The organism is Fulvimonas soli (assembly GCF_003148905.1).
Taxonomy (GTDB): domain Bacteria; phylum Pseudomonadota; class Gammaproteobacteria; order Xanthomonadales; family Rhodanobacteraceae; genus Fulvimonas; species Fulvimonas soli.
In genome coordinates this window covers 164544-188530 of sequence record NZ_QGHC01000008.1, presented here as the reverse complement: position 1 = coordinate 188530, position 23987 = coordinate 164544, and the positions used below count along the sequence as shown (strand labels likewise).

At 71.6% G+C, this 23987-nt stretch carries 20 protein-coding genes; 15 read left to right on the top strand and 5 right to left on the bottom strand.

Going from position 1 to position 23987, the window contains the following annotated elements; all coding sequences use genetic code 11:
- The first annotated feature begins 2 nt into the window (after window positions 1-2).
- From C7456_RS12090 to C7456_RS12045, 10 genes are all read left to right on the top strand, one after another.
- Complete coding sequence (locus tag C7456_RS12090) at window positions 3-713, top strand: gluconate 2-dehydrogenase subunit 3 family protein (RefSeq protein ID WP_109724008.1); 711 nt, start codon at window positions 3-5, stop codon at window positions 711-713.
- A complete protein-coding gene (locus tag C7456_RS12085; protein WP_109724007.1) occupies window positions 710-2485 on the top strand; it encodes a GMC family oxidoreductase in 1776 nt (591 codons plus the stop codon). The genes C7456_RS12090 and C7456_RS12085 overlap by 4 nt, the downstream gene beginning before the upstream one ends.
- Window positions 2482-3867, top strand: a complete 1386-nt coding sequence (locus tag C7456_RS12080; RefSeq protein ID WP_109724006.1) for a cytochrome c — start codon at window positions 2482-2484, stop codon at window positions 3865-3867. Before C7456_RS12085 ends, C7456_RS12080 begins: the two co-directional genes overlap by 4 nt.
- 43 nt (window positions 3868-3910) lie before the next feature.
- Complete coding sequence (gene mltB / locus C7456_RS12075) at window positions 3911-4945, top strand: lytic murein transglycosylase B (protein ID WP_109724005.1); 1035 nt, start codon at window positions 3911-3913, stop codon at window positions 4943-4945.
- On the top strand, window positions 4942-5928 hold the full coding sequence (locus C7456_RS12070) for a septal ring lytic transglycosylase RlpA family protein (RefSeq protein WP_109724004.1): 987 nt from the start codon (window positions 4942-4944) through the stop codon (window positions 5926-5928). Before mltB ends, C7456_RS12070 begins: the two co-directional genes overlap by 4 nt.
- A 58-nt stretch (window positions 5929-5986) precedes the next feature.
- Entirely contained in the window at window positions 5987-7222 is a 1236-nt protein-coding gene (locus C7456_RS12065; RefSeq protein WP_109724003.1) for a D-alanyl-D-alanine carboxypeptidase family protein, read from the top strand.
- Window positions 7222-7512, top strand: a complete 291-nt coding sequence (locus C7456_RS12060) for a YbeD family protein (RefSeq protein ID WP_109724002.1) — start codon at window positions 7222-7224, stop codon at window positions 7510-7512. The genes C7456_RS12065 and C7456_RS12060 overlap by 1 nt, the downstream gene beginning before the upstream one ends.
- Window positions 7513-7644: 132 nt before the next feature.
- Window positions 7645-8334: a lipoyl(octanoyl) transferase LipB gene (lipB, locus tag C7456_RS12055; RefSeq protein ID WP_109724001.1), complete on the top strand. Its 690-nt coding sequence runs from the start codon at window positions 7645-7647 to the stop codon at window positions 8332-8334.
- Window positions 8331-9335: a lipoyl synthase gene (gene lipA / locus C7456_RS12050; protein WP_109724000.1), complete on the top strand. Its 1005-nt coding sequence runs from the start codon at window positions 8331-8333 to the stop codon at window positions 9333-9335. Before lipB ends, lipA begins: the two co-directional genes overlap by 4 nt.
- Window positions 9336-9344: 9 nt before the next feature.
- Window positions 9345-11579: a carboxy terminal-processing peptidase gene (locus C7456_RS12045; RefSeq protein WP_109723999.1), complete on the top strand. Its 2235-nt coding sequence runs from the start codon at window positions 9345-9347 to the stop codon at window positions 11577-11579.
- Window positions 11580-11676: 97 nt separating this feature from the next.
- Here C7456_RS12045 and C7456_RS12040 read toward each other — a convergent pair whose 3' ends face one another.
- The 5 genes from C7456_RS12040 to C7456_RS12020 all read right to left on the bottom strand — a co-directional run bounded on the left by C7456_RS12040 (window position 11677) and on the right by C7456_RS12020 (window position 18685).
- Window positions 11677-13434, bottom strand: a complete 1758-nt coding sequence (locus C7456_RS12040) for a M1 family metallopeptidase (protein ID WP_109723998.1) — start codon at window positions 13432-13434, stop codon at window positions 11677-11679.
- Window positions 13435-13533: 99 nt separating this feature from the next.
- Entirely contained in the window at window positions 13534-14913 is a 1380-nt protein-coding gene (locus tag C7456_RS12035; protein ID WP_109723997.1) for a leucyl aminopeptidase family protein, read from the bottom strand.
- 229 nt (window positions 14914-15142) lie between these two features.
- A complete protein-coding gene (locus C7456_RS12030; RefSeq protein ID WP_109723996.1) occupies window positions 15143-15841 on the bottom strand; it encodes an HAD family hydrolase in 699 nt (232 codons plus the stop codon).
- Window positions 15842-15851: 10 nt separating this feature from the next.
- A complete protein-coding gene (locus C7456_RS12025) occupies window positions 15852-17147 on the bottom strand; it encodes a LysM peptidoglycan-binding domain-containing protein (protein WP_109723995.1) in 1296 nt (431 codons plus the stop codon).
- Window positions 17148-17302: 155 nt separating this feature from the next.
- Window positions 17303-18685 (bottom strand): DegQ family serine endoprotease, encoded by a 1383-nt coding sequence (locus C7456_RS12020; protein ID WP_109723994.1) that lies wholly within the window; start codon window positions 18683-18685, stop codon window positions 17303-17305.
- A gap of 359 nt (window positions 18686-19044) precedes the next feature.
- Between C7456_RS12020 and C7456_RS12015 the strand changes: the two genes are divergently transcribed.
- The 5 genes from C7456_RS12015 to C7456_RS11995 all read left to right on the top strand — a co-directional run bounded on the left by C7456_RS12015 (window position 19045) and on the right by C7456_RS11995 (window position 23934).
- Window positions 19045-21192: an adenosylcobalamin-dependent ribonucleoside-diphosphate reductase gene (locus C7456_RS12015; protein ID WP_109723993.1), complete on the top strand. Its 2148-nt coding sequence runs from the start codon at window positions 19045-19047 to the stop codon at window positions 21190-21192.
- A gap of 65 nt (window positions 21193-21257) precedes the next feature.
- The gene (locus C7456_RS12010; protein ID WP_109723992.1) at window positions 21258-21740 is read left to right on the top strand and encodes a hypothetical protein; all 483 of its coding nucleotides are present in this window, start codon (window positions 21258-21260) and stop codon (window positions 21738-21740) included.
- A 93-nt stretch (window positions 21741-21833) separates the two neighbouring features.
- The gene (locus C7456_RS12005) at window positions 21834-22571 is read left to right on the top strand and encodes a TSCPD domain-containing protein (protein ID WP_109723991.1); all 738 of its coding nucleotides are present in this window, start codon (window positions 21834-21836) and stop codon (window positions 22569-22571) included.
- Between the two features lie 155 nt (window positions 22572-22726).
- Entirely contained in the window at window positions 22727-23245 is a 519-nt protein-coding gene (locus C7456_RS12000) for a PH domain-containing protein (protein ID WP_109723990.1), read from the top strand.
- Window positions 23246-23445: 200 nt separating this feature from the next.
- Window positions 23446-23934 (top strand): DUF3016 domain-containing protein, encoded by a 489-nt coding sequence (locus C7456_RS11995; protein ID WP_245889855.1) that lies wholly within the window; start codon window positions 23446-23448, stop codon window positions 23932-23934.
- The last annotated feature ends 53 nt before the right edge of the window (window positions 23935-23987 follow it).

Genomic DNA, 23987 nt, shown 5'->3' with positions numbered 1-23987 from the left:
CCATGCCGTCCGAGCCGCCTGCTTCGCGCGCGCGCCGCGAATTCCTCCGGCGAAGCCTGGTGGCGGCGCCCGCGCTGGGCCTGTTCGGCGGCGCCGCGGCGCTGGGCGGCGCGCACGCCGCCGCGCCGGCCACGGCCTACGCGCCGCGCTACTTCACCACCGCCGAATGGGCCTTCGTGCAGGCCGCGGTGGACCGGCTGATTCCCGCCGACGCGGAAGGCCCCGGTGCGCTGGAGCTGGGCGTGGCCGAGTTCCTCGACCGCCAGATGGACGACGCCTACGGCCGCGGCGAGCTGTGGTACATGCAGGGGCCGTTCCATCCCGAGGCGGCGCCCACGCTGGGCTACCAGCTGCGCTTCACCCCGCGCGAGCTGTACCGCGCCGGCATCAAGGCGGTGGACGACTGGTGCGGGCGCCAGCACGGCAAGCCCTTCGCCGAGCTCGCGCCGGACCAGCGCGACGAGGTGCTCCGGCAGCTCGAGGGCGGCGCGATCGAGCTGGACGGCGTGCCGGCCAAGGCGTTCTTCGCCCAGCTGCTCACCAACACCAAGGAAGGCTACTTCGCCGACCCGATGTACGGCGGCAACAAGGGCATGGGCAGCTGGAAGATGATCGGCTTCCCCGGCGCCCGCGCCGACTTCATGGACTGGTCGGAGCAGCCGGGCAAGCCCTATCCGCTGGGGCCGGTGTCGATCAAGGGAGCGCGCGCATGAAGCGCATGCCGCCGGTGGACGCGGTGATCGTCGGCTTCGGCTGGACCGGCGCGATCATGGGCATGGAGCTGGCCGAGGCGGGCCTGAAGGTGCTGGCGCTGGAGCGCGGCGAGTACCGCGACACCTCGCCGGACTTCAGTTACCCCGGCATCGTCGACGAGCTGGCCTACGGCATCCGCGGCATGCTGTTCCAGCCGCTGGCGCGCGAGACGGTCACCATCCGCCATGGCGTGAACGAGACCGCGGTGCCGTACCGGCAGTACGGCTCGTTCCTGTTCGGCAACAACGTCGGCGGCGCCGGCGTGCACTGGAACGGCCAGCACTACCGGCCCTCGCCGGAGGACCTGGAGTTCGCCAGCCACGTCCGCCAGCGCTACGGCGCGAAGTTCACCCCGCCGGACATGCAGATCCAGGACTACGGCGTCGGCTACGCCGAGCTGGAGCCGTACCTGGAGAAGTTCGAGTACCTGTGCGGCACCTCCGGCCGCGCCGGCAACCTGGGCGGGCGCATCCAGGAGGGCGGCAACCCGTTCGAGGGGCCGCGCGCCAGGGACTATCCCAACCCGCCGATGGCCGACACCTACGGCGCGCAACTGTTCGCCGACGCGGCGCGCGAGCGCGGCCTGCACCCGTTCCCGCAGCCTTCCTCCAACGCCTCGCGGCCGTACACCAACCCGCTCGGCGTGCGGCTGGGGCCGTGCAACTTCTGCGGCTTCTGCGAGCGCTTCGGCTGCTACATGTACTCCAAGGCCGCGCCGCAGACCACGATCCTGCCGGTGCTGATGCGCAGGCCGAACTTCCAGCTGCGCACGCGGAGCCACGTGCTCAAGGTGAACCTCGACGCCGGCGGCAGGCGCGCCACCGGCGTCACCTACGTCGACGCGCAGGGCGAGCAGGTCGAGCAGCCGGCCGAGCTGGTGATCGTGGCCGCGTTCCAGATGCACAACGTGCGGCTGATGCTGCTGTCGGGCATCGGCAAGCCCTACGACCCGGCCAGCGGCACCGGCGTGATCGGGCGCAACTACGCCTACCAGATGATGAGCAGCATCGCCGCCTTCTACGACCCCGACACGGCGATCAATCCGTTCATCGGCGCCGGCGCGGGCGGCACGCAGATCGTGGACGACTTCAACTCCGACCACTTCGACCACGGCCCGCACGGCTTCGTCGGCGGCGCCTACCTGTTCGGCGGGCAGACCGGCGGGCGGCCGATCCAGCAGCTGGCCGTGCCGCCGGGCACGCCGGCCTGGGGCGCGGCGTGGAAGCGCGCGGCCAAGCAGAGCTACCTGCACACCACCTTCGTCGGCACGCACGGCTCGGTGATGGCCTACCGCGACCGCTACCTGGACCTCGATCCCACCTACAGGGACGCCTTCGGCCAGCCGCTGCTGCGCATCACCTTCGACTGGCACGACAACGAGTACAGGATGACCCGCTTCGTCACCGACCGCGCGCAGGAAGTGGTCGACGCGATGAAACCGCGCCAGTCGTCGCAGACCGTGCGCCAGCCGGGCGACCACTACGACATCCGCCAGTACCAGACCACGCACACCACCGGCGGCGTGATCATGGGCAGCGACCCGTCCACCAGCGCGCTCAACCGCTACCTGCAGAGCTGGGACGTGCCCAACGTGTTCGTCACCGGCGCCTCGGCCTTCCCGCAGAACCTCGGCTACAACCCCACCGGCCTGATCGGCGGGCTCACCTACTGGGCGGCCAGGGCGATCCGCGAGACCTACCTCAAGCATCCCGGCCCGCTGGTGCAGGCATGAACGCCACGAGCAGACGACGCGGCTCCGGGTGGCGGACGCTGGGCTGGCTGGTGCTGGCGCTGGCGGTCCTGCTGCTGCTGGCGGTGCTCGGCAGCCGCCTCGTGCCGGTGGGCGGCAATCCGCAGGCGCAGGCCCCGCTGCCGGCCTCGCCGGAGCTGATCGAGCAGGGCGCCTACGTGGCGCGGCTCGGCGACTGCGCGGCCTGCCACACCGCGCCGGGCGGCCGGCCGTTCGCCGGCGGCCTGGCCATCGCCTCGCCGGTGGGCGCCATCTACAGCACCAACATCACGCCCGACCGCGACACCGGCATCGGCGCCTACACCTACGGCGAGTTCGAGCGCGCGGTGCGCCGCGGCGTGGACCGCCACGGCCGCTCGCTCTACCCGGCGATGCCGTACCCGGCCTTCTCGCGCATCAGCGACGCCGACCTCGCCGCGCTGTACGCCTACCTGATGCACGGCGTGGCGCCGGTGGCGCAGCCCGACCGCGCCAGCGGCATTCCCTGGCCGCTGTCGATGCGCTGGCCGCTGGCCTACTGGCGCGCGCTGTTCGCGCCCAGGGCGCCCGCCAGCGTGCCGGCGCCGGGCGGCGCCGACCCGGTGCTGGCGCGCGGCGCCTACCTGGTCGAGGGCCTGGGCCACTGCGGCGCCTGCCACACGCCGCGCGCCATCACCCTGCAGGAGAAGGCGCTGGATGCGCGCGGCGGCCCGCTCTACCTGAGCGGCGGCAGCATCGACAACTGGGTGGCGCCGAGCCTGCGCGGCGAGGCCGCCAGCGGCCTGGGCGGCGTCGGCGAGGACGAGCTGGTGGAGCTGCTCAAGACCGGCCGCAACGGGCGCAGCGCGATCTTCGGCAGCATGGTCGACGCCGTCGAGCACAGCACGCAGTACTTCACCGACGCGGACCTGCACGCGGTGGCACGCTACCTGAAATCGCTGCCGCCGCGCCGCGAGGAAGCCGCGCCCGCCTACGACGCGGCCGTGGCCAAGGCCCTGCACGCGGGCGACGCCTCCGCCGCCGGCGCGCGGCTGTACCTGGACAACTGCGCCGCCTGCCACCGCAGCGACGGCCGCGGCTACGCGCAGGTCTACCCGGCGCTGGCGGGCAACCCGGCGGTGAACGGCGGGAACCCCGCCTCGCTGATCCGCCTCGTGCTCGGCGGCGGCGCCATGCCGGGCACCGAAGGCGGGCCCACGCAGTTCGCCATGCCGCCGTTCGGCGCACGCCTGTCCGACCAGGACGTCGCGCAGGTGCTGAGCTTCGTGCGCTCGAGCTGGGGCAACCGCGGCGATGCGGTGGCCGCGGCGCAGGTGCACGAGCTGCGCGGCAAGCTGCCCGAGCCGCGCGCGGCGATGACCGGCTACGACCCGCGCGCGCATTGAACGGAGGACCCGCGTCCGGGCGCGCGTGCTAGGCTTTCGCGCGATGATCGACGACAGCCGCACGCGAGTCCTCGCCAGACCGTTTCCGCCGCGCCGGTGCCAGGCCCTGTTCGCCCTGGTCGCCATTGCCTTCCTCGCTGCGCCCGCCGCGGCCGCCGTGCACCCCGGCCAGGCCGAGCTGGTGCGCGAGGTGGCGCGCGACACCGGCAAGGACCCGGCCGCGCTGGACGCGCTGCTCGACCGCGCGCAGAAGCAGCAGAGCATCCTCGACGCGATCGGCCGGCCGGCCGAGGCCAAGCCGTGGAGCGCGTACCGGCCGATCTTCCTCACCGAGCAGCGCATCGACGACGGCATCGACTTCTACCGCGCGCACCGCGCGCTGCTGGAGCAGGTCGGCCGCCGCTACGGGGTGGAGCCGGCCTACATCGTGGCGATCCTCGGCGTGGAGACCAGCTACGGGCGCGTCACCGGCAGGTACAAGGTGCTCGACGCGCTGGTCACGCTGGCCTTCTACTACCCGCCGCGCGCGGCGTTCTTCCGCGAGCAGCTCAAGACCCTGCTGGAGCTGCCGGCCGATCACCTGGCCGGCCCGCTGGACACGCTCACCGGCTCCTACGCCGGCGCGCAGGGCTGGGGCCAGTTCATGCCCTCCAGCATCCGCGACTTCGGCGTGGACGCCGACGGCGACGGCCGCATCGACCTGCAGGGCTCGCTGCCGGACATCCTCTCCAGCGTGGCCAACTACTTCGCCCGGCACGGCTGGCAGGCCGGCGGCCCGGTGGCCGCGCGCGCGCAGCCGGACGCGGCGGCGCGGCCGATCGAGGCGAAGGACGCCAGGCCGCAGTGGCCGCTGGAGCAGCTGGAGGCCTGGGGCTACGCGCCGCTGCAGCCGTTCAACCCGGGCGAGCCGGCCGGCCTGCAGACGCTGGCCGGCGCGAACGGGCCGGAATACTGGTTCACCTTCGGCAATTTCTACGTGATCACCCGCTACAACCGCAGCCCGCTGTACGCGATGGCGGTGCACCAGCTGGCGCAGGCGATCGAGGCCGGCGCGGGCCCGGCGGACCCGGCGCCATGAGGCGCGCCGCGCGCGCCGCGCTGCTCGCCGTGCTGGCGCTGCTGGCCGCCTGCGGCGGGCACCACGCGACGCGGCCCGCGCGCGGTGGCGCGTCCACGTCGCGCGGCGGCGCGGCGCCGCCGCCGGCCGGCGGCTGGCGCGACGACGTCAGCCGCCCGCAGGACAGCCGCTACCGCGACCGCGACGACAGCGTGCCGCCGCCGATCGACGTGAGCCGCCTGCCCGAGCCGGTGCCGAAGGCGGAGCCGCGCTCGCTGTACGGCAACAAGTCGCCCTACACCGTGCTCGGCCAGACCTACCGCGTGCTGCCCGACGCGCGCGGCTACGTGGAGCGCGGCATCGCCTCGTTCTACGGCAACAAGTTCCACGGCTACAAGACCTCGAACCTCGAGGACTACGACATGTACAAGTTCACCGCCGCGAGCAAGGTGCTGCCGCTGCCGAGCTACGCGCGGGTGACCAACCTGGAGAACGGCAGGAGCGTGATCGTGCGGGTCAACGACCGCGGGCCGTTCCACGAGAACCGCATCATCGACCTCTCCTACGCCGCCGCGGTGAAGATCGGCGTGTGGCCCAAGGGCACCGGGCTGGTGGAGGTGCGCGCGATCGACCCGGCGCATCCGGACGAGGCGTCGCCGCCGGCCGTGGCCGGGCGCGCCGCGCCGGCCGCCGCGCCCGCCGTGGTCTCCACCGCCGCGGTGCGGCAGGAACTGTCGGCCGGCGCGGCGGTCCCAGTGCCGGGAGCCAAGCCCACGATCTACCTGCAGGTCGGCGCCTTCGCCGACGCCGGCAATGCCGAGCGCGTGGCCGCGCGGCTGCGCGCCGCCCACCTGGCGCCGGTGCAGGTGGTGCAGGCCGAGATCAACGGCCGCCGCGTCAGCCGCGTGCGGCTGGGGCCGCTGGCCGACGTCGACAGCGCCGACGCGCTGACCGCGCGCATCGAGGACATGGGCCTGCCGCACCCCCAGGTCGCGGTAGACTGAGCAACTTCCATCCGCGCCGGCGCCCGCGCCGGCCTTTCCGACGGGACCGCACACCACGATGAACCTCCTCCGCCGTACCCTTTGCTCGCTCGCCGCGGCCGCCCTGGCCGCGGGCGTCGCCTTGGCCCAGCAGACCCCGCCGCGCCCCTCGCCGGTGCCGCGCCCGGTGGTGCCCGAGGCGCCGGTGCCGCCGCCGCCGGACGTGGACGGCAGGAGCTGGGTGCTGATGGACTACGCCACCGGGCAGATCCTCGCCAGCAAGGACCCGGACCTGCGCGTGGAGCCGGCCTCGATCACCAAGATCATGACCGACTACGTGGTCTCGGCCGAGATCGCCAACGGCAAGATCCACATGACCGACCCGGTCACCATCAGCGAGCGCGCCTGGCGCGGCGGTGGTGCCGGCACCGACGGCTCCACCAGCTTCCTCAAGCTGGGCAGCCAGGTCGACCTGAAGGACCTGCTGTACGGCATGATCATCCAGTCCGGCAACGACGCCGCCATCGCGCTGGCCGAGCACACCGCCGGCTCCGAGGAGGCCTTCGCCGGGCTGATGAACGCCTACGCCAAGCAGCTGGGCATGGTGAACAGCCACTTCGAGAACGCCTCCGGCTATCCCATCCCGAACCACTACACCACCGCGCACGACATCGCCATCCTCTCGCGCGCGCTGATCCACGACTTCCCCGACGACTACGCGATCTCGGCGATCAAGCAGTTCGAGTGGAACGGCATCAAGCAGGGCAACCGCAACACGCTGCTGTGGCGCGACCCCAGCGTGGACGGCATCAAGACCGGCCACACCGCCGCCGCCGGCTACTGCCTGGCCGCCTCGGCCAAGCAGGGCGACGCGCGCATGATCGCCATCGTGATGGGCTCCAGCAGCGAGAAGGCGCGCGCCGACGCGGCGATGGCGCTGCTCAACTACGGCTTCCGCTTCTACGAGACGCACAAGCTGTACGAGGCGGGCAAGCCGCTGGCCACGCCGCGGCTGTGGAAGGGCGAGGAGAACGCGCTGCCGATCGGCGTCACCGACCCGGTGCTGGTCACCGTCAAGCGCGGCGACTACGAGAAGCTGAAGGCGACCATGGACATCCCCGCCACGCTGGTCGCGCCGTTTACCAAGGGCCAGCAGATCGGCACGCTGCGCATCACCCTGGACGGGCAGCCGGTGCAGAGCGTGCCGCTGGTGGCGCTGGCCGACGCGCCGCAGGGCGGCTTCTTCAAGCGGCTGTGGGACAGCATCCTGCTGTGGTTCCACAGCGACAAGAAGGCCGACGCCGGAGCCAAGTGATGCGCGAGATCGACTTCACCCAGGCGAAGAAGGAAGGCAAGGGCTTCGTCTTCCCCGGCGAGTTCGAGATCACCGCGATGGGCGACGCCCGCGCGGACCTGAAGGCGCGCGTGCCGGCGATCCTCGCCGGCCTGGGCCTGCACGTGCTGCACGAGACGGTGCGCCACCGGCACTCGCGCGAGGGCAACTTCCTCGCGGTCACGGTGAGCTTCCGCTGCGACACGCGCGAGCAGTACGACGCCGCCCACGCGGCGCTGCGCGCCGACCCGGACATCCGCTACACGCTCTGACGCCTTGAATCCCGTTCCCCTCGGAACAGCTCTGCTCCCTCTCCCCGGAGGGGAGAGGGCTGCAAGGCGCAGGCCCCGCTTGCAATCCGTCCCGCCCGCCTCATCTGCATTCCCTTCGCCGGTAGCGACGCCATGTCCCCCGATTCCCGCCCGCTCCTGATCCGCCGCCTCGGCCGCCAGCCCTACCAGGCCACCTGGGACGCGATGCGCGCCTTCACCGACGCGCGCGGCCCGGACACCCCCGACGAGCTGTGGCTGCTGGAGCACGACCCGGTGTTCACCCTGGGCCAGGCCGGCAAGATGGAGCACGTGCTGGCGCCCGGCGAGATCCCGGTGATCCCGGTGGACCGCGGCGGCCAGGTCACCTACCACGGCCCCGGCCAGATCGTCGGCTACCCGCTGATCGACCTGCGCCGCGCCGGCGTGGGCGTGCGCGAGCTGGTGCACCGGATCGAGCAGGCCATCATCGATACGCTGGCGTACTGGAACATCGGCGCCGGGCGCGTGGAAGGCGCGCCCGGCGTGTACGTGGGCGGCGCCAAGGTCGCCGCGCTGGGGCTGCGCGTGCGGCGCGGCTGCAGCTTCCACGGTCTGGCCTTCAACGTGGCCATGGACCTGGAGCCGTTCCACCGCATCAACCCCTGCGGCTACAAGGGCTTGGCGGTCACGCAGGTGCTAGACTTGGGCGGTCCGTCGCGACTGGCGGACGTCGAAGACGCGCTCGTGGCCGAGTTCTGCCGCCAGTTCGGGTTCGATGCCGAGCCGGCCGCTCCCCACCTCCCCGAACTCCCCGCCCGCGCCGCGGTCCAGGCTTCGACATGAGCAACGCCGCTTCACCCTCCAAGGCCATCCCGATCAGCACCATCGCCGGCGCGCCGGTGGAGAAGCAGCTGGGCGACGCCAAGATCGCGCGCAACCGCGCCGGCTTCGACACCGCCGTGCCGGTGCTGCGCAAGCCGGGCTGGATCCGCGTGCGCCTGCCGCAGGGCAACGCCGTGCAGCAGCTCAAGGCGCGCCTGCGCGAGAACGCGCTGGTGACGGTGTGCGAGGAGGCCAGTTGCCCGAACATCCACGAGTGCTTCAGCAAGGGCACCGCCACCTTCATGATCCTCGGCGAGGTGTGCACGCGGCGCTGCTCGTTCTGCGACGTGGCGCACGGCCGCCCGGCGCCGCCGGACCCGCTGGAGCCGGCGCGCCTGGCCGAGACCATCCGCGACATGCGCCTGAAGTACGTGGTGATCACCTCGGTGGACCGCGACGACCTGCGCGACGGCGGCGCCGAGCACTTCGCCGCCTGCATCCGCGCGGTGCGCCACGCCAGCCCGAACATCAGGATCGAGATCCTCACCCCCGACTTCCGCGGCAAGGGCCGCATGGAGCGCGCGCTGGAAGTGCTCAGGGACTTCCCGCCGGACGTGTTCAACCACAACCTGGAAACCGTGCCGCACCTGTACCGCGAGGTGCGCCCGGGCGCCGACTACCAGTGGTCGCTGGACCTGCTCAGGCGCTTCAAGGCGCAGCACCCCGACGTGCCGACCAAGTCCGGCATCATGCTGGGCCTGGGCGAGACCCGCGAGCAGGTGCTGGGCACGCTGCGCGATTTACGCGCGCATGACGTGGACATGATCACCATCGGCCAGTACCTGCAGCCCACGCCGCACCACCACCCCGTCGTGCGCTACTGGACGCCGGACGAATTCGCCGCGCTGCGCGAGGCCGGCGAGGCGATGGGCTTCTCCCACGTCGCCTCCGGCCCGCTGGTGCGGTCCTCCTACCATGCCGACCTGCAGGCCCATGCAGCCGGCGTCACCGAGCAAGCCTGAGAACCCTTCATGAGATTCCGTCCCGCGCTGGCCCTGCTGTTCGCCCTCACCCTGACCGCGGCGCACGCGCAGTCGGCGCCCGACGCCGCGGCCGGCGGCGAGGCCCCGCGCGCGGCCTCGACCCTGCCGCTCAAGCCCACCGACCCCCAGGCCGACGCCGCGCAGCTGTCGGCGCGCTTCCTCACCCGCTTCCACTACGACGCCAAGCCGCTGGACGACGCCATGTCCCAGCGCATCTACAAGGCCTACGTGGACCTGCTGGACGGCGAGAAGGTGTTCTTCACCCAGGCCGACATGGACAAGTTCGCGCCGCTGAAGACCAGGCTCGACGACGCGATCTGGAACCGCGACCTGTCCGGCCCGTTCGCGATGTTCAACCTGTACGTCCAGCGCGCGGTGGACCGCATGAGCTACGCGCGCGCGCTGGTCAGGCAGGGCTTCGACCTCTCCAGGGACGAGAGCTACACCTTCGACCGCAAGGACGCCGCCTGGCCGAAGGACCAGGCCGAGCTGGACGACCTGTGGCGCAAGCGCACCAAGAACGACTGGCTGCGCCTCAAGCTCGCCGGCAAGAACGACGAGGACATCCGCAAGACGCTGGACAGGCGCTACGCCAACTACATCGAGCGCGTGAAGCAGCTCGACGGCGAGGACGCCTTCCAGACCTTCATGACCGCCTACGCGGAGACCACCGACCCGCACACCGACTACCTGGGCCCGCGCCAGGCGGAGAACTTCGACATCTCGATGAAGCTCTCGCTGGAAGGCATCGGCGCGGTGCTGCAGCAGCGCGAGGAGTACATCCAGGTGCGCGAGGTGGTGCCGGCCGGCCCGGCGGCCAAGTCCGGCAAGATCCACGTCGGCGACCGCATCGCCGCGGTCGGCCAGGGTGCCTCGGGGCCGATGGTGGACGTGATCGGCTGGCGCGTGGACGACGTGGTCAAGCTGATCCGCGGCAAGAAGGGCACCACCGTGCGGCTGGAGATCCTGCCCGCCGACGTCGGCCTGGACGGCAAGCACGAGCTGGTCACGCTGGTGCGCCAGAAGGTCAGCATCGAGGAGCAGGCGGCCAAGAAGAAGGTCATCGAGATCGACGACGGCGGCGTCAAGCGCAAGATCGGCGTGATCGACCTGCCCACCTTCTACTCCGACTTCGGTGCCCGCCGCGACGGCGACCAGAACTACAAGAGCGCCACCCGCGACGTCGCCCGGCTGCTCGGCGAGCTGAAGCAGGAGGGCGTGCAGGGCGTGATCGTGGACCTGCGCAACAACGGCGGCGGCTCGCTCGACGAGGCCAACGAGCTCACCGGCCTGTTCATCGACCAGGGCCCGGTGGTGCAGGTGCGCAAGGCCAACGGCGAGGTGGACGCGCAGGGCGACGAGCAGCCCGGCATGGCCTGGAGCGGCCCGCTGGCGGTGCTGGTCAACCGCGGCTCGGCCTCCGCCTCGGAGATCTTCGCCGCGGCGATCCAGGACTACGGCCGCGGCCTGATCATCGGCCAGCCCACCTTCGGCAAGGGCACCGTGCAGAACCTGGTGGACCTGGACCGCTTCGCGCAGAACGACGGCGAGAAGCCGCAGCTGGGCGAGCTGAAGATGACCATCGCCGAGTTCTTCCGCATCAACGGCGGCTCCACCCAGCTCAAGGGCGTCACGCCGGACATCCAGTTCCCGAAGAACGGCGACGAGAAGGACTTCGGCGAGTCCACCTACGACAACGCGCTGGCCTGGACCCAGATCGCCCCGGCCGACTACAAGCCGGTGGCGGACCTGAAGGCCTACCTGCCGCAGCTGCAGGCCGCGCACGACGCGCGCGTGGCCAAGTCGCCGGCGTGGAAGCTGATGCTCGACGAGCTGGCGCAGTACCGCAAGATGCGCGACCAGACCACCATCTCGCTCAACTTCGCCCAGCGCGAGGCCGAGCGCAAGCAGCTGGACGCGATCCAGGCCGACTTCCGCGCGCGCCACAAGGCGATCGACGGCACCGTCGCCGACGACGCGGGCCCGACCCTGGACGACGGCCTCAACGCCAACGAGCGCAGCCTGAAGAGCGAGCTCAAGCAGGAGGACGAGGCCAAGAAGGCCAACGACCCGCAGCTGCAGGAGACGGCGCACATCCTGTTCGACGCGATCGGCCTGATCAAGGCCGATCCCAAGCTCGCCGCCGAGGTGCTGCCCTACGGCGGCAAGGACATGGCCTGGGCGCAGCCGCGCGAGGCGGCCGCGCCGACCGCCTCGCACTGACCTCCCGCCGCGCGCGGCGGGCGTCCCCGCCAAGGCGAAGGGCCGCGTCCGACGCGGCCCTTCGCGTTTCCGGCCCCGGCCCCGGCCCGGAACGGCCTCAGGGCTTGGCCTGCTTCTGCTTCTTCATCAGCTCGGCCATCTGCTCGCGCTTCCACGCCTGGTACGCCTCGATGTGCGGCATCTCGCGCAGCAGCTTGGAGCGCGGGTCGACGATCACCAGCGTGCCGGCCGGCACCGTCAGCGTGGCGCTGCCGCGCTCCATCGGCAGCGTGCGCACCTCGTCGCCCACCTGCACGTCCACCGGCATCGGGAACGGCTTGTCGTGCGGCACCTTCCAGCGCAGCGTCAGCGTGTCGCCCTGGCGCTGCTCGACCAGCTCGGGCAGCCTGGCCTCGTACAGGTAGACGTCGAAGAACCACTTGAAGTCGCGCCCGGTCGCCTGGCGCACGATGTCGATGAAGTCCTGCGTGGTGGCGTAGCGCGGCCGGAAGTTGCCGGGCCTGGGATCGGGGCGGCCGTAGACCAGCCGGCGCGTGGCGTCGAAGAAGGCGCGGTCGCCGATCAGCTGGCGCAGCGTGTGCAGCATCAGCGAGGCCTTGTAGTAGATGTCGTTGGCCGGCCCCTTGTCGGCGTCGTACACCTCGTGCTCGAGCTGGCTGCGGCCGGAGACGATGGGGTGCGCGTTCTTCACCATCGTCAGCTCGTCGTGCAGCATGGCGAAGTAGGGCATGTCGCCGTACAGGTACTGGCCGTACAGCGGCTGCATGTAGGTGCCGAAGCCCTCGTGGAGCCACATGTCGTCCCAGTCGGCGTTGGTCACCTGGTTGCCGAACCACTCGTGGGCGAACTCGTGCTGCAGCAGCCAGTCGAAGCCGTACGGGCCGGCCTTGTAGCCGTTGCCGTAGGCGTTGATGGTCTGGTGCTCCATGCCCAGGTGCGGGGTCTCGACCACGCCCATCTTCTCGTCGCCCCAGGGGTAGGGGCCGATCTCCTGCTCGAAGAAGTCCAGCATGCGCGGGAACTCGGCGAACAGCCCCCTGGCCTGCGCCTCGTGGCCGCGCAGGTACCAGAACTCCATCGGGATGACGTTGCCGTAGCGGCTCTTGTACTGGCCCTTGAGCACCTCGAACGGGCCGATGTTGAGCGTGACCGCGTAGGTGGTCGGGTGCTTGGCGCGCCAGTGCCAGGTGCGCGTCGCGCCCTCGTCCTTCACCTCCACCAGCACGCCGTTGCCCGGCGCGGCGAGGTTCCTCGGCACGGTGACGTAGGTGTCGACCAGGTCGGGCTTGCCTTCCGGATGGTCGATGCACGGCCAGAACAGGTCGCAGCCCTCGCCCTCCACCGCGGTGGCGATCCACGGCTGGCCGTCGTCGGTGTGCGACCACACGAAGCCGCCGTCCCACGGCGCGCGCACGGCGGTGTGCGGCTGCCCGCCGTAGCGGATCTCCACCGCGACCTTGCCGCCCTTGGCCAGCGGCGCGGGCAGGGCGATCGCGAGGCGGCCGTCGGGGTTGCTCCAGGCGGAGGCCGGCAGCGGCTTGCCGTCCACGGCGATGGCGTGGACCGCCAGGTTGCGGTCGAGGTCCAGCAGCAGGCGGTCGGTCGCCTCGTTGGCGGTGAAGCCCAGCGTCGCGGTGGCGTCCAGGCTGCGCCTGGCCGGGTCGACGCGGAAGTGCAGCCCGGCGTGGTCGAAATGCACGCGGCGCTGCTCGGCCGGCATGACGCCGCCGGAATGCTGGGTCTGCGCGGTCAGCGGCGGCCCGGCCGGCGGCGCGGACTGGTCCGCGGCCGCGGCGGCGCCGACGAGCAGGGCGCCCAGGGCCAGGGCGAGGGGGCGGCGGAACGGATGGGGCATGGCGGGTTCTTCCTTGCGGGAGGAAGCCCACAGCATGGCATCCCGGCGCCGGCGCAGGCATCGCCAGAAGTCATGCCCGCGGCCTTCCGGCCGCCGCGCTCACCCGCCGTAGCGGCGGCGCAGCAGCGCGAACAGCGCGCGCAGGCCCTGCGCCTCGCCGCCGCGCGGGCGGCCGGGGCGGTCGGCGTCGTTCCAGGCGTAGGTGTCCAGGTGCAGCCAGGGCGTGCCCTCGGGCACGAAGCGCTCCAGGTACAGCGCGGCGACGATCGCGCCGGCGTGGCGCGACGGACCGCCGTTGGCGAAGTCGGCCACCGCCGACTCGAACAGCTTGCGGTACGGCCGCCACAGCGGCAGCCGCCACAGCGGGTCGGCCTCGTCGCGGCCGGCCGCCAGCGCCGCCTCGGCCAGCGCGTCGTCGTTGGCGAACAGCGCCGGCAGGTCCGGGCCCAGCGCCACGCGCGCGGCGCCGGTGAGGGTGGCGAGGTCGAGGATCAGGTCGGGTTTCTGCTCGGCGGCGTAGGCCAGCGCGTCGCCCAGGATCAGGCGGCCCTCGGCGTCGGTGTTGTCCACCTCCACGGTGAAGCCGGCGCGGGTGGCGAGCACCTCGCCGGGGCGCATCGCGTTGGCGGCCACCGCGTTCTCCACCGCGGGCACCAGCAGGGTCAGGCGCACCGGCAGCCGCGCCTGCATCACCAGCGCGGCCAGCGCGATGGCGTGCGCGGCGCCGCCCATGTCCTTCTTCATGTTGCGCATGAAGTCGGCGCCCTTGAGGTCCAGGCCGCCGGTGTCGAAGCACACGCCCTTGCCGACGATCGCCAGCCGCGGGTGCGAGGCCTTGCCCCATTCGAGCTTGACCAGCCGCGGCGCGCGGTGGCTGGCGCGGCCCACGGCGTGGATCGCCGGGAAGTTGGCCTCGAGCAGCTCGTCGCCGACCCATTCCTCGACGCGCGCCTTGTGCGCCTTGCCGAGCTGCTTCACCGCGTCGGCGAGCTGCTTGGGCCCCATGTCCTCGGTGGGCGTGTTGACCAGGTCGCGCACCAGCGCGGTGGCTTCCGCCAGCGGCCGCACCGCGGCCAGCGTGGCGGCGTCGACGGCGAGCGTGGCCGGCGCGCGCGGCGCCTTGCGGTAGCGGGTGAAGCGGTAGGCGCCCAGCGCCCAGCCCAGCGCGGCCAGGCGCGCGTCCAGCGCGACGCCCTCGGCGGCCAGGTGGTAGGTCGCCGCGGGCAGCGTGCAGGGCAGGCCGGCCAGCGCCGCCAGCGGTTCGCGCGCGTCCACGCCGAGCAGGACGCGCGCCAGCCCGCCGCCGGCGTCGGCGAGCAGGGCGAAGCTGCCCGGCGCGCCCTCGAAGCCGCAGGCGTCCAGCCAGCGCCGCTGCGCGGGCGTGAGCCGCTTGCGCGCGGCGGCGAGCCGGGCGGAGTCGGTGGCTTCGATGGCGATGCTGCGGCGGTCGCCGGGCTGGCGTTCGGTCAGGGCGGGCATGGGGTTTCCTTGGCGCATGCCGGCGCGCGTGCTGCCGGCTGTCGAGGCGCGCATGATGCGCGGTTTGCGCGTGCAATCCAAACGAGGCGGCGGGGCGATCGCGGCCGGCGGCCGTCCCCGGCCAAGGCGCCGCGACCCGGTGGGAGCGGCCTCTGGCCGCGAGAGGGAAGGGCAGTCATCGCGGCCGGAGGCCGCTCCCACAAGGTCCACCGTGGCCGCGGGGGGCCGCTCAGTCCGCCGCGTGCGCCTCCAGCCAGTCGGCGAGCGCGGCCAGGTTCGGCAGGTCCAGGTCGGGCGGCGCGCCCAGCGCGGCCGGCCAGGGATGGCGCGCGCGGTTGATCCAGGCGGTGCGCAGGCCGGCGGCGCGCGCGCCGAGCACGTCCAGCTCGGGATCGTCGCCCGCGTGCAGCACCTGCGCCGGCGCGGCGCCGAGGCGTTCGGCGGCGGCGAGGAAGATGCGCGGGTCGGGCTTGGGCCAGCCGGCGTCGCGCGCGCAGACGTGGTGGCGGAAGTGCGCGTGGATGCCGATGCGCGCGAGGTCGGCGTTGCCGTTGGTCAGGCTGGCCAGCGGCAGCCGCGCGGCCAGCCGCTGCAGCGCGGCCAGGCTGTCCGGGTAGAGATCCACGCGGTTGCGCGCGGCGAAGTAGATCTCCCACAGCGCCTCCACCGGCGCCTCCGCGATGCCGCAGGCGGCGAACGCCTGCCGCATCGTGAGGTGGCGCTGGGCGGTGAAGTCGTGCGCCAGGTCGGGCCGCTCGGCGGCCACGCGGGCGCGCAGCGCGCGCATCGCCGGGACCGGCCAGCGCCGCGCCACCTCCGGGTGGTGGCGGCGCAACCAGGCGTCCACCTCGAGGTCGGCGCGCTCCAGGGCCGGCAGCACCGGCCACAGGGTGTCGTCCAGGTCGACGGTGAGCGCGAGGATCCGCACCGCCGGCCGGTCAGTTGGCGCTGACCTGCAGCACCTGGCCGAGCCGGATGGTGTCGCCCTTCAGGTGGTTCCACTCGCGCAGCTGGGCGACCTCCACCGAGTTCTTCTTGGCGATCGAGCCCAGCGTGTCGCCCTTGACCACGGTGTAGGTGCGCGGCGCGTGCGGCGCGGCGGCCGGGTCGGCGGCGCCCTGCACGCCGGCCGCGCGAGCCTTCTGCTGCGCGTCGGCGAGCACCGCCTGCGCCTTGCTGTCGGCCTGGCGGTCGCCGAGCACCTGGCGCGCCTCCACCGTGCGCTGCGAGCCCGGCGAGACGGCGGCGCGCTCGGCGTAGGTGGCGCCCGGCGCGGCCAGCGGCACGCCGCTGGACGGCAGCGGGCGCGCGCCCACCTCGGCCAGCACCTTGGCCCGGCGCGCGTCGCTCATGCCGGCCAGCGCGGCGGCGTCGGCGTAGGGCAGGATGGCGTGCTTGCGCAGCACCGCCTTGCCTTCCTCGGTCTGCATGAAGTCGACGAAGGCCCTGGCATCGGCGGCCTTCGGGCTGCTCGGGTTGGTCACCAGGTAGACCGGGGTGTACAGCGGGTAGCTGCCGTCGGCGATGTTGGCCACGGTGGGCGGCACGCCGTCCAGGCTGAGCGGCTTGAGCTTGCGGTTGCCGCTCACGCCGGCCAGGGTGGACACGCCCAGCGCGTGCGGGTCGAGCGTCACCGCCTCCTCCAGCTTGGCGGTGTTGACGTACAGGCGCGGCGCCGCCACCGGCTGGTTGCCGCGGCCGAACAGCAGCTTGCGCAGGCTGTACTCCACGCCGTCGCCGGGGCTGGCCACGGCGTACACGTTGATCGGCGCGTCGGGGCCGCCGACCTGGTTCCAGTTGGTGATCTTGCCGTAGTAGATGTCGTGCACCTGCTTCAGGCTGAGGTTGCCCACCGGGTTGTCCGGGTGGGTGATGATCACCAGCGCGTCCCACGCCACCGGGGTGAACACCAGCTGGCTCTCGGCCGGGCCGCCGTCGCTGTCGCGCGCGGCGCCGGCCAGGTCGGCCAGGCCGCCGCTGACCGCGTCGAGGCCGGAGGCGGTGTTGAAGGACTGCACCTCCAGGTGGCCGTGGCCGGTCTTCTCCCAGGCCGTCGCCGCGTCGGTGACCACGCCGCGCGCGCTGGTCACGTCGCCGCGCCAGACCAGGGTGGGTCCCTTGGGCGCGGCGGCGGCCTTCTTGTGGTGGTGGGTGGTCTTGGCGGCGGCGGTGGCGCCGAGGCCGGCGCCGACCAGGGCGGCGAGGACGAGGAGGCGGGTGATGCGGACGGACATGGTGCTGGGAAACCCCGGGTGGTGAAGATGGCGTGAGCGTGCCGCCATTCCGGGCGCGCATGCAGTGACAGGATCGGTTATTTCATCGGTCCGCGCAGCAAACATCAAGCCGGGTTGGCCAGCCGTTAAGCAGGCCGTTTCCCGTACCCGCCGGTTCAGTTCAGCAGCACGTAGTGCGCGCCGTCGTCGTCGGCCACCACCAGCGCGAGCTGGCGCGGCTGCACGCCGGCCAGGCGCTGCAGGTCGCGCAGCCCGGCGATGCGCCGGTTGCCCACGCCGATCACCAGGTCGCCCGGCTGCAGGCCGGCCTGCGCCGCGCGGCTGCCCGCGCGCACCGACTGCACCGCCACGCCGGCGGCGCCCTGGTTGCGCAGCGACAGCGGCAGCTCGCTGAAGCGCACGCCGGCCAGGCGCGGGTCGATCCGCGCGCCGTCCAGCGTGGCCAGCGGCTCGGGCGTGAGGGTGGCGCTGACCTCGCGCGTGCCGCCGTCGCGCAGCACCGACAGCTTCACCGTGCTGCCCAGCGGCAGCAGGCCCTCCTGGTTGCGCAGCTCGGCGGCGCTGCGCAGCGGCTTGCCGTTCAGCGCGCTCAGCACGTCGCCCGGCTGCAGGCCGGCACGGTCGGCGGCCGAGCCGGGCGCCACCTGGGTCACCACCACGCCGCTGGCGGAATCCAGGCCCAGCACCTTGGCGATGCGCGGGGTGATGTCCTGCGCCTGCACGCCCAGGCTGCCGCGCTCGACCTTGCCGTGCGCGACCAGCTGGCCCATCACCTCGCTGGCCAGGTTGGAGGGGATGGCGAAGCCGATGCCGACGTTGCCGCCGGACGGGGTGAAGATCATCGTGTTGATGCCGACCAGCTCGCCGCGCAGGTTGACCAGCGCGCCGCCGGAGTTGCCCGGGTTGATCGAGGCGTCGGTCTGGATGAAGTTCTGGTAGCCGGTGCCGCCCAGGCCCGAGCGGCCCAGCGCCGAGACGATGCCCGAGGTCACCGTCTGGCCCAGCCCGAACGGGTCGCCCACCGCCACCACGAAGTCGCCCACGCGCAGCGCGGAGGAGTCGGCCACCGGCAGCGCCTTGAGGTTCTGCGCGGGAATCTGCACCACCGCCACGTCGGTGTCCGGGTCGGTGCCGATCAGCCGGCCCTTGAAGTTGCGCCCGTCCTGCAGCGTCACCGTGATGTCGTCGGCGCCGCCCACCACGTGGTTGTTGGTCAGCACGTAGCCCTTGGCCGCGTCCACGATCACGCCCGAGCCCAGGCTCTGCTCCACCCGCTCGCGCGGCACCGCCGGCAGGCCGAAGAACTGGCGGAAGATCGGGTCGTCGAAATAGGGGTCGTTGACCCGCACGCGCGTCTTGGTGGAGATGTTCACCACCGCCGGCGTCACCTTCTCCAGCATCGGCGCCAGCGAGGGCAGCGGCTGGCCGGCCACGGCGGCGGGCAGCGCGGCGCGGCCGGCCGGGGCCAGCGCGAGGCCGCACGCGGCCAGCAGCAGCGCGCCCAGCCGGCGGGCGAGACGGGAACAACGGGCGGGCATGGCGTGTCCTCCTTGGAAAACGTCGCGGGGGCGAAAAACGGACGCGGCTTCGACCGGCGCGCGCCGCCGCGGTTCCGCGCCGGCGATGCGCCGCGGGCACTTTACATCGGGCCGGGCCGGGGTTAACTTGCCTCTCCGTTCGCAAGCACAACATCTTGTGTGTGCCCGCCAGCGGTCCACCCAGGTGTTGGTGTCCATTCGGCATCTCTCGGGGGAGGGATCGCGTTGCGGAAAGAGCCAAGCCGGAGCGGTCCGGGCGACGGCAGGCCGTCGCCGCCAGGCAGCCGTCCGATCTGCCGCCCGCGGACGGGATCGTCGATCAACACAATCGGGTCGCAAGGCCGGAGGTCAGGAAGCCGATGAGCACCGCGCGTGCACCAGCCATGAACCGGGACGCGGCGCAGATCCCGCTGCAGCCGGCGTCGTACGACATCTGGGACAAGAAGTACCGCCTGAAGAACAAGGCGGGCGAACCGGTCGACGGCAGCGTCGACGAGACCTACCAGCGCGTGGCCAGGGCGCTGTCCGCGGTGGAGGCGACCGAGGAGCTGCGCGCGCACTGGTACGAGCGCTTCCTGTGGGCGCTGCGCCGCGGCGCCATTCCCGCCGGGCGCATCACCTCCAACGCCGGCGCGCTGGAGCACAAGCCGGCCACCAGCACGATCAACTGCACCGTGTCGGGCACCATCCGCGACTCCATGGACGACATCCTGGAGAAGGTGCACGAGGCCGGCCTCACCCTGAAGGCCGGCTGCGGCATCGGCTACGAGTTCTCCACGCTGCGCCCGCGCGGCGCCTACGTGTCGGGCGCCGGCGCGTACACCAGCGGTCCGCTGTCCTTCATGGACATCTACGACAAGATGTGCTTCACCGTCTCCTCCGCCGGCGGCCGCCGCGGCGCGCAGATGGGCACGTTCGACGTCAGCCACCCGGACGTGAAGGAGTTCATCCGCGCCAAGCGCGAGAACGGCCGGCTGCGCCAGTTCAACCTCTCGCTGCTGGTCACCGAGGGCTTCATGCAGGCGGTCGAGCACGACCGCGACTGGCCGCTGGTGTTCCCGGTGCACGTGAAGGAGAAGGACGAGCTCGACCTCGCCGACGGGAGCAAGGTGGTCTGGCGCGAGTGGCCCACCCACGAGAACTACGTGGTGCGCGAGGACGGCCTGGTCGCCTGCAAGATCTACGGCCACATCCGCGCCCGCCACCTGTGGGACATGATCATGGTCTCCACGTACGACTACGCGGAGCCCGGCTTCATCCTGATCGACAAGGTCAACGAGATGAACAACAACTGGTGGTGCGAGAACATCCGCGCCACCAACCCGTGTGGCGAGCAGCCCTTGCCGCCCTATGGCTCCTGCCTGCTCGGCTCGGTCAACCTGACCACCTTCGTGCGCGACCCGTTCGGCCCCAAGGCCCGCTTCGACTGGGACGAGTACCGCGAGGTGGTGAAGATCTTCACCCGCATGCTCGACAACGTGGTGGAGATCAACGGCCTGCCGCTGGAGCAGCAGCGCAACGAGATCCTGTCCAAGCGCCGCCACGGCATGGGCTTCCTGGGCCTGGGCTCGACCATCACCATGCTGAAGATGCGCTACGGCTCGGCCGAGGCGGTGGCCTTCACCGAGGAGGTCTCGCGCGAGATGGCGGTGGCCGGCTGGGAGGTCGCGCTGGACCTGGCCAGGGAGAAGGGCCCGGCGCCGATCCTGGCCCGCGACTTCACCGTCACCGGCGACATGCTGCGCAAGCGCCCGGAGATGGCCGCCGACGGCTACAGGGCGGGCGACACCATCCCCGGCCGCGTGCTGCACGCCAGGTACAGCCGCTACATGCAGCGCATCGCCACGGTGGCGCCGGACCTGGTCAGGGAGCTGGCCGAGGTCGGCGCGCGCTTCACCCACCACACCTCGATCGCCCCCACCGGCACCATCAGCCTCAGCCTGGCCAACAACGCCAGCAACGGCATCGAGCCCAGCTTCGCCCACCACTACTCGCGCAACGTGATCCGCGAGGGCCGCAAGACCAAGGAAAAGATCGAGGTGTACAGCTACGAGCTGCTCGCCTACCGCGCCCTGATCAACGCCAACGCGCTGCCGTTCTCCGACGACCCCGGCGCCCGGCTGCCGGACTACTTCGTGGCCGCCGACGACATCGGCCCGAAGGAGCACGTGGACATCCAGGCGGCGGCCCAGAAGTGGGTGGACTCGTCCATCTCCAAGACGGCCAACGTGCCCACCGACTACCCCTACGAAGACTTCAAGGACATCTACTTCTACGCCTACAAGCAGGGCCTCAAGGGCTGCACCACCTTCCGCTTCAACCCGGCCGCCTTCCAGGGCGTGCTGGTGAAGGAGGCCGACCTCGAGAACACCCTCTACCGCTTCGAATTGGAAGACGGTAGCGTTATCGAACTGAAGGGCAACGAGGAGGTGGAGTACGACGGCGAGATGCACACCGCCGCCAACCTGTTCGATGCCCTGAAGGAAGGCTACTACGGCAAGTTCTAGACGCGCCGCAGCGGCCGACGGCTGAAATCGTACGTACGAAAACAACGTCGGAGGGGAACCCCAGCATGTCCATCGATACCGAAGTCGAAGTGAAAGACAGTCCTGCCCCGGTCGCCGCCGAGGCGCCGGCCGCTCCGGCGGCGACGCCGGCCGCGCCCGCGCCGGCCAGGAAGGCGGCGAAGAAGGCCGCCAGGAAGCCGGCCGCGAAGAAGGCGGCCAAGAAGGCGGCTCCGAAGAAGGCCGCCGCCAAGAAGACCGCGAAGAAGGCGGTGAAGAAGGCCGCGGCCAAGAAGACGGCGAAGAAGGCCGTGAAGAAGGCCGCCGCGAAGAAGGTTGCCAAGAAGGCCGCGAAGAAGGCGGTCAAGAAGGCAGCGAAGAAGGTCAGCAGCAAGAAGACGGCCGCCAAGAAGGCCGCTCCCAAGAAGACGGCCAAGAAGGCCGCCGTGAAGAAGGCCGCCAAGGCGGCCAAGAGGTCCACTGCCAAAAGGGCGACCGCCAAGGCGGCGCGCAAGCCCGCCGCCAAGAAGGCCGCCCGCAAGAAGAAGTAAGCGCCCACCGCGTCCGGCCCGGCCACGCGCCGGGCCGGACGTTTTTTTCCGCCGCGCGCGCCGCCATATAGACGTTTTCGAGGAAGCAATCCCATGGCGATCAAGATCGAGAAGAAGATCAAGGGCTACGAAGTGGTCAAGCCCGAGGACAAGGCCGCGCCGGCCGCCGCCCCCAGCGCCGAGAAGAAGGAGGCGCCCAAGGCGGAAGTGATCCAGATGCACGAGAGCCTGGAGCGCCCCGAGCAGCTCGTCGGCTCCACCTTCAAGATCAAGTCGCCGCTGTTCGAGCATGCGCTGTACGTCACCATCAACGACATCGTGCTCAACGCCGGCACCCCCTACGAGCAGCGCCGCCCCTTCGAGATCTTCATCAACTCGAAGAACATGGACCACTTCCAGTGGATCGTGGCGCTCACCCGCATCATCTCCGCCGTGTTCCGCAAGGGCGGCGACGTCACCTTCCTGGTGGAGGAGATGAAGGCGGTGTTCGACCCGCGCGGCGGCTACTTCAAGGCCGGCGGTGTCTACATGCCCAGCATCGTCGCCGAGATCGGCGCGGTGATCGAGCAGCACATGAAGAACATCGGTCTGATCCACGACCCGGAGATGGACGAGGCCACCCGCCGGCTGATCGCCGAGAAGCGCGCCGCCTACGAGCAGGCCGCCGGCGGCCGGAAGGCCGAGGCCGCCGCCGAGCCGGCCAAGGGCGAGGCCAGCGCCGGCGGCTTCCCGCCCGGCGCCACCCTGTGCGCCAAGTGCAACACCCAGGCGCTGGTGCTGATGGACGGCTGCCAGACCTGCCTCAACTGCGGATACAGCAAGTGCGGCTGAGGGCGGCCATGCACGCCGGACGTTGACGAAAAGGCGGCAGCGATGCCGCCTTTTCGTTTGCTTGCGGAGGGGGCAGGCGCACTTTCCGATCCTTGATTTGCCTCGGCCGGAACCCGCATCCTGCGGCATCCGACACGCCGAGGGGAACCAAGGCCATGAACGACCCGATGAAGCGTTGCCCGGCCTGCGCCGAGCTGATCCAGGCGGCGGCCCGCAAGTGCCGCTACTGCGGCACGGACCTCGATGCCTACGTCGCGGCGCACGAGGCCAGCGTGGAGCAGACCCTGTTCACCGGCCATCCGAAGGCGGTCTACAGCTTCGGTCAGCTCGTGCTGTCCGTCTGCACGCTCGGCATCGCCTGGCTCGTCTTCTGGCTGCGCAGCCTGAGCCTGACCTTCACCATCACCACCCAGCGGGTGCGGGTCGAGCGCGGCCTGTTCTCCAAGGCGCAGGACAACGTGGAGCTGTTCCGCGTGGACCACTTCGACATCCTCAAGCCGCTGGGCATGCGCCTGCTGGGGCTTTGCCGGGTGCGGCTGCATTCCTCGGATGCGGAGATGCCGGTGGTCGATCTGTTCGGCATCCCCGGCCTGGAGGCGATGGCCGACACCTTGCGCGAGTGCTCGCTGCGCGAGCGCGCCCGCCGGCGCGTGCTGCCGATGGAGCAGATGTAGCGTCAAAGAGCGGCTCCGGAGGCCGCTTCGTTCGACGGTCCGGGAGGACCGGGCGATTCCATCGCCCCTGTGCGGAACGCTTCTACCCGGAACGGACGTATAGTGGCTTTCAAAATCGCCCTTGCGATACGTCCTTAAGCTCTGTCCGCCCAGTCCGTTCCGGGAGAGCCGCCATGCGATGCCCCGCATCATTCCGCCCGTTGTGCCTCGTCGGCCTGTTCCTCGCCTGCCTGATCGCAAGCGCGACGACACTGCCGGACAACGTCAGCGTCGGCTACAGGGACCCGCAGAACTTCACCGAGGCGAAGCGCAGCTCCGGGGTGCACGTGATCCGGCCCGACGCCTACCTGGAACCGCTCCGGGTCTACATCGCCCAGCGCGCCGCACGCATTCTGGCGCCGGGCCAGCGGCTGGACATCGTGGTGACCGACGTGGACCGGGCGGGCGAGTACGAACGCTGGCGCGGCCCCGACTTCGACGACGTGCGCATCATCCGGGACGTCTATCCGCCGCGCATCGACCTGGACTTCACCCTGTACGGTGCCGACGGCAAGGTGCTGCGTTCGGGGCACCGCACGCTGCGCGACGCGGCCTTTCTCAGCAGCAGCTCGCCCATCGACCAGGATTCCCTGCGCTACGAGAAGGCACTGGTCGACCTGTGGCTGCGCAGGGGAGCGGACAAGCTCTAGGCCCGGCGTCGTCCGGCATCCGGGCATCCTCCGCCCGCCCTCAGGAGACCCGC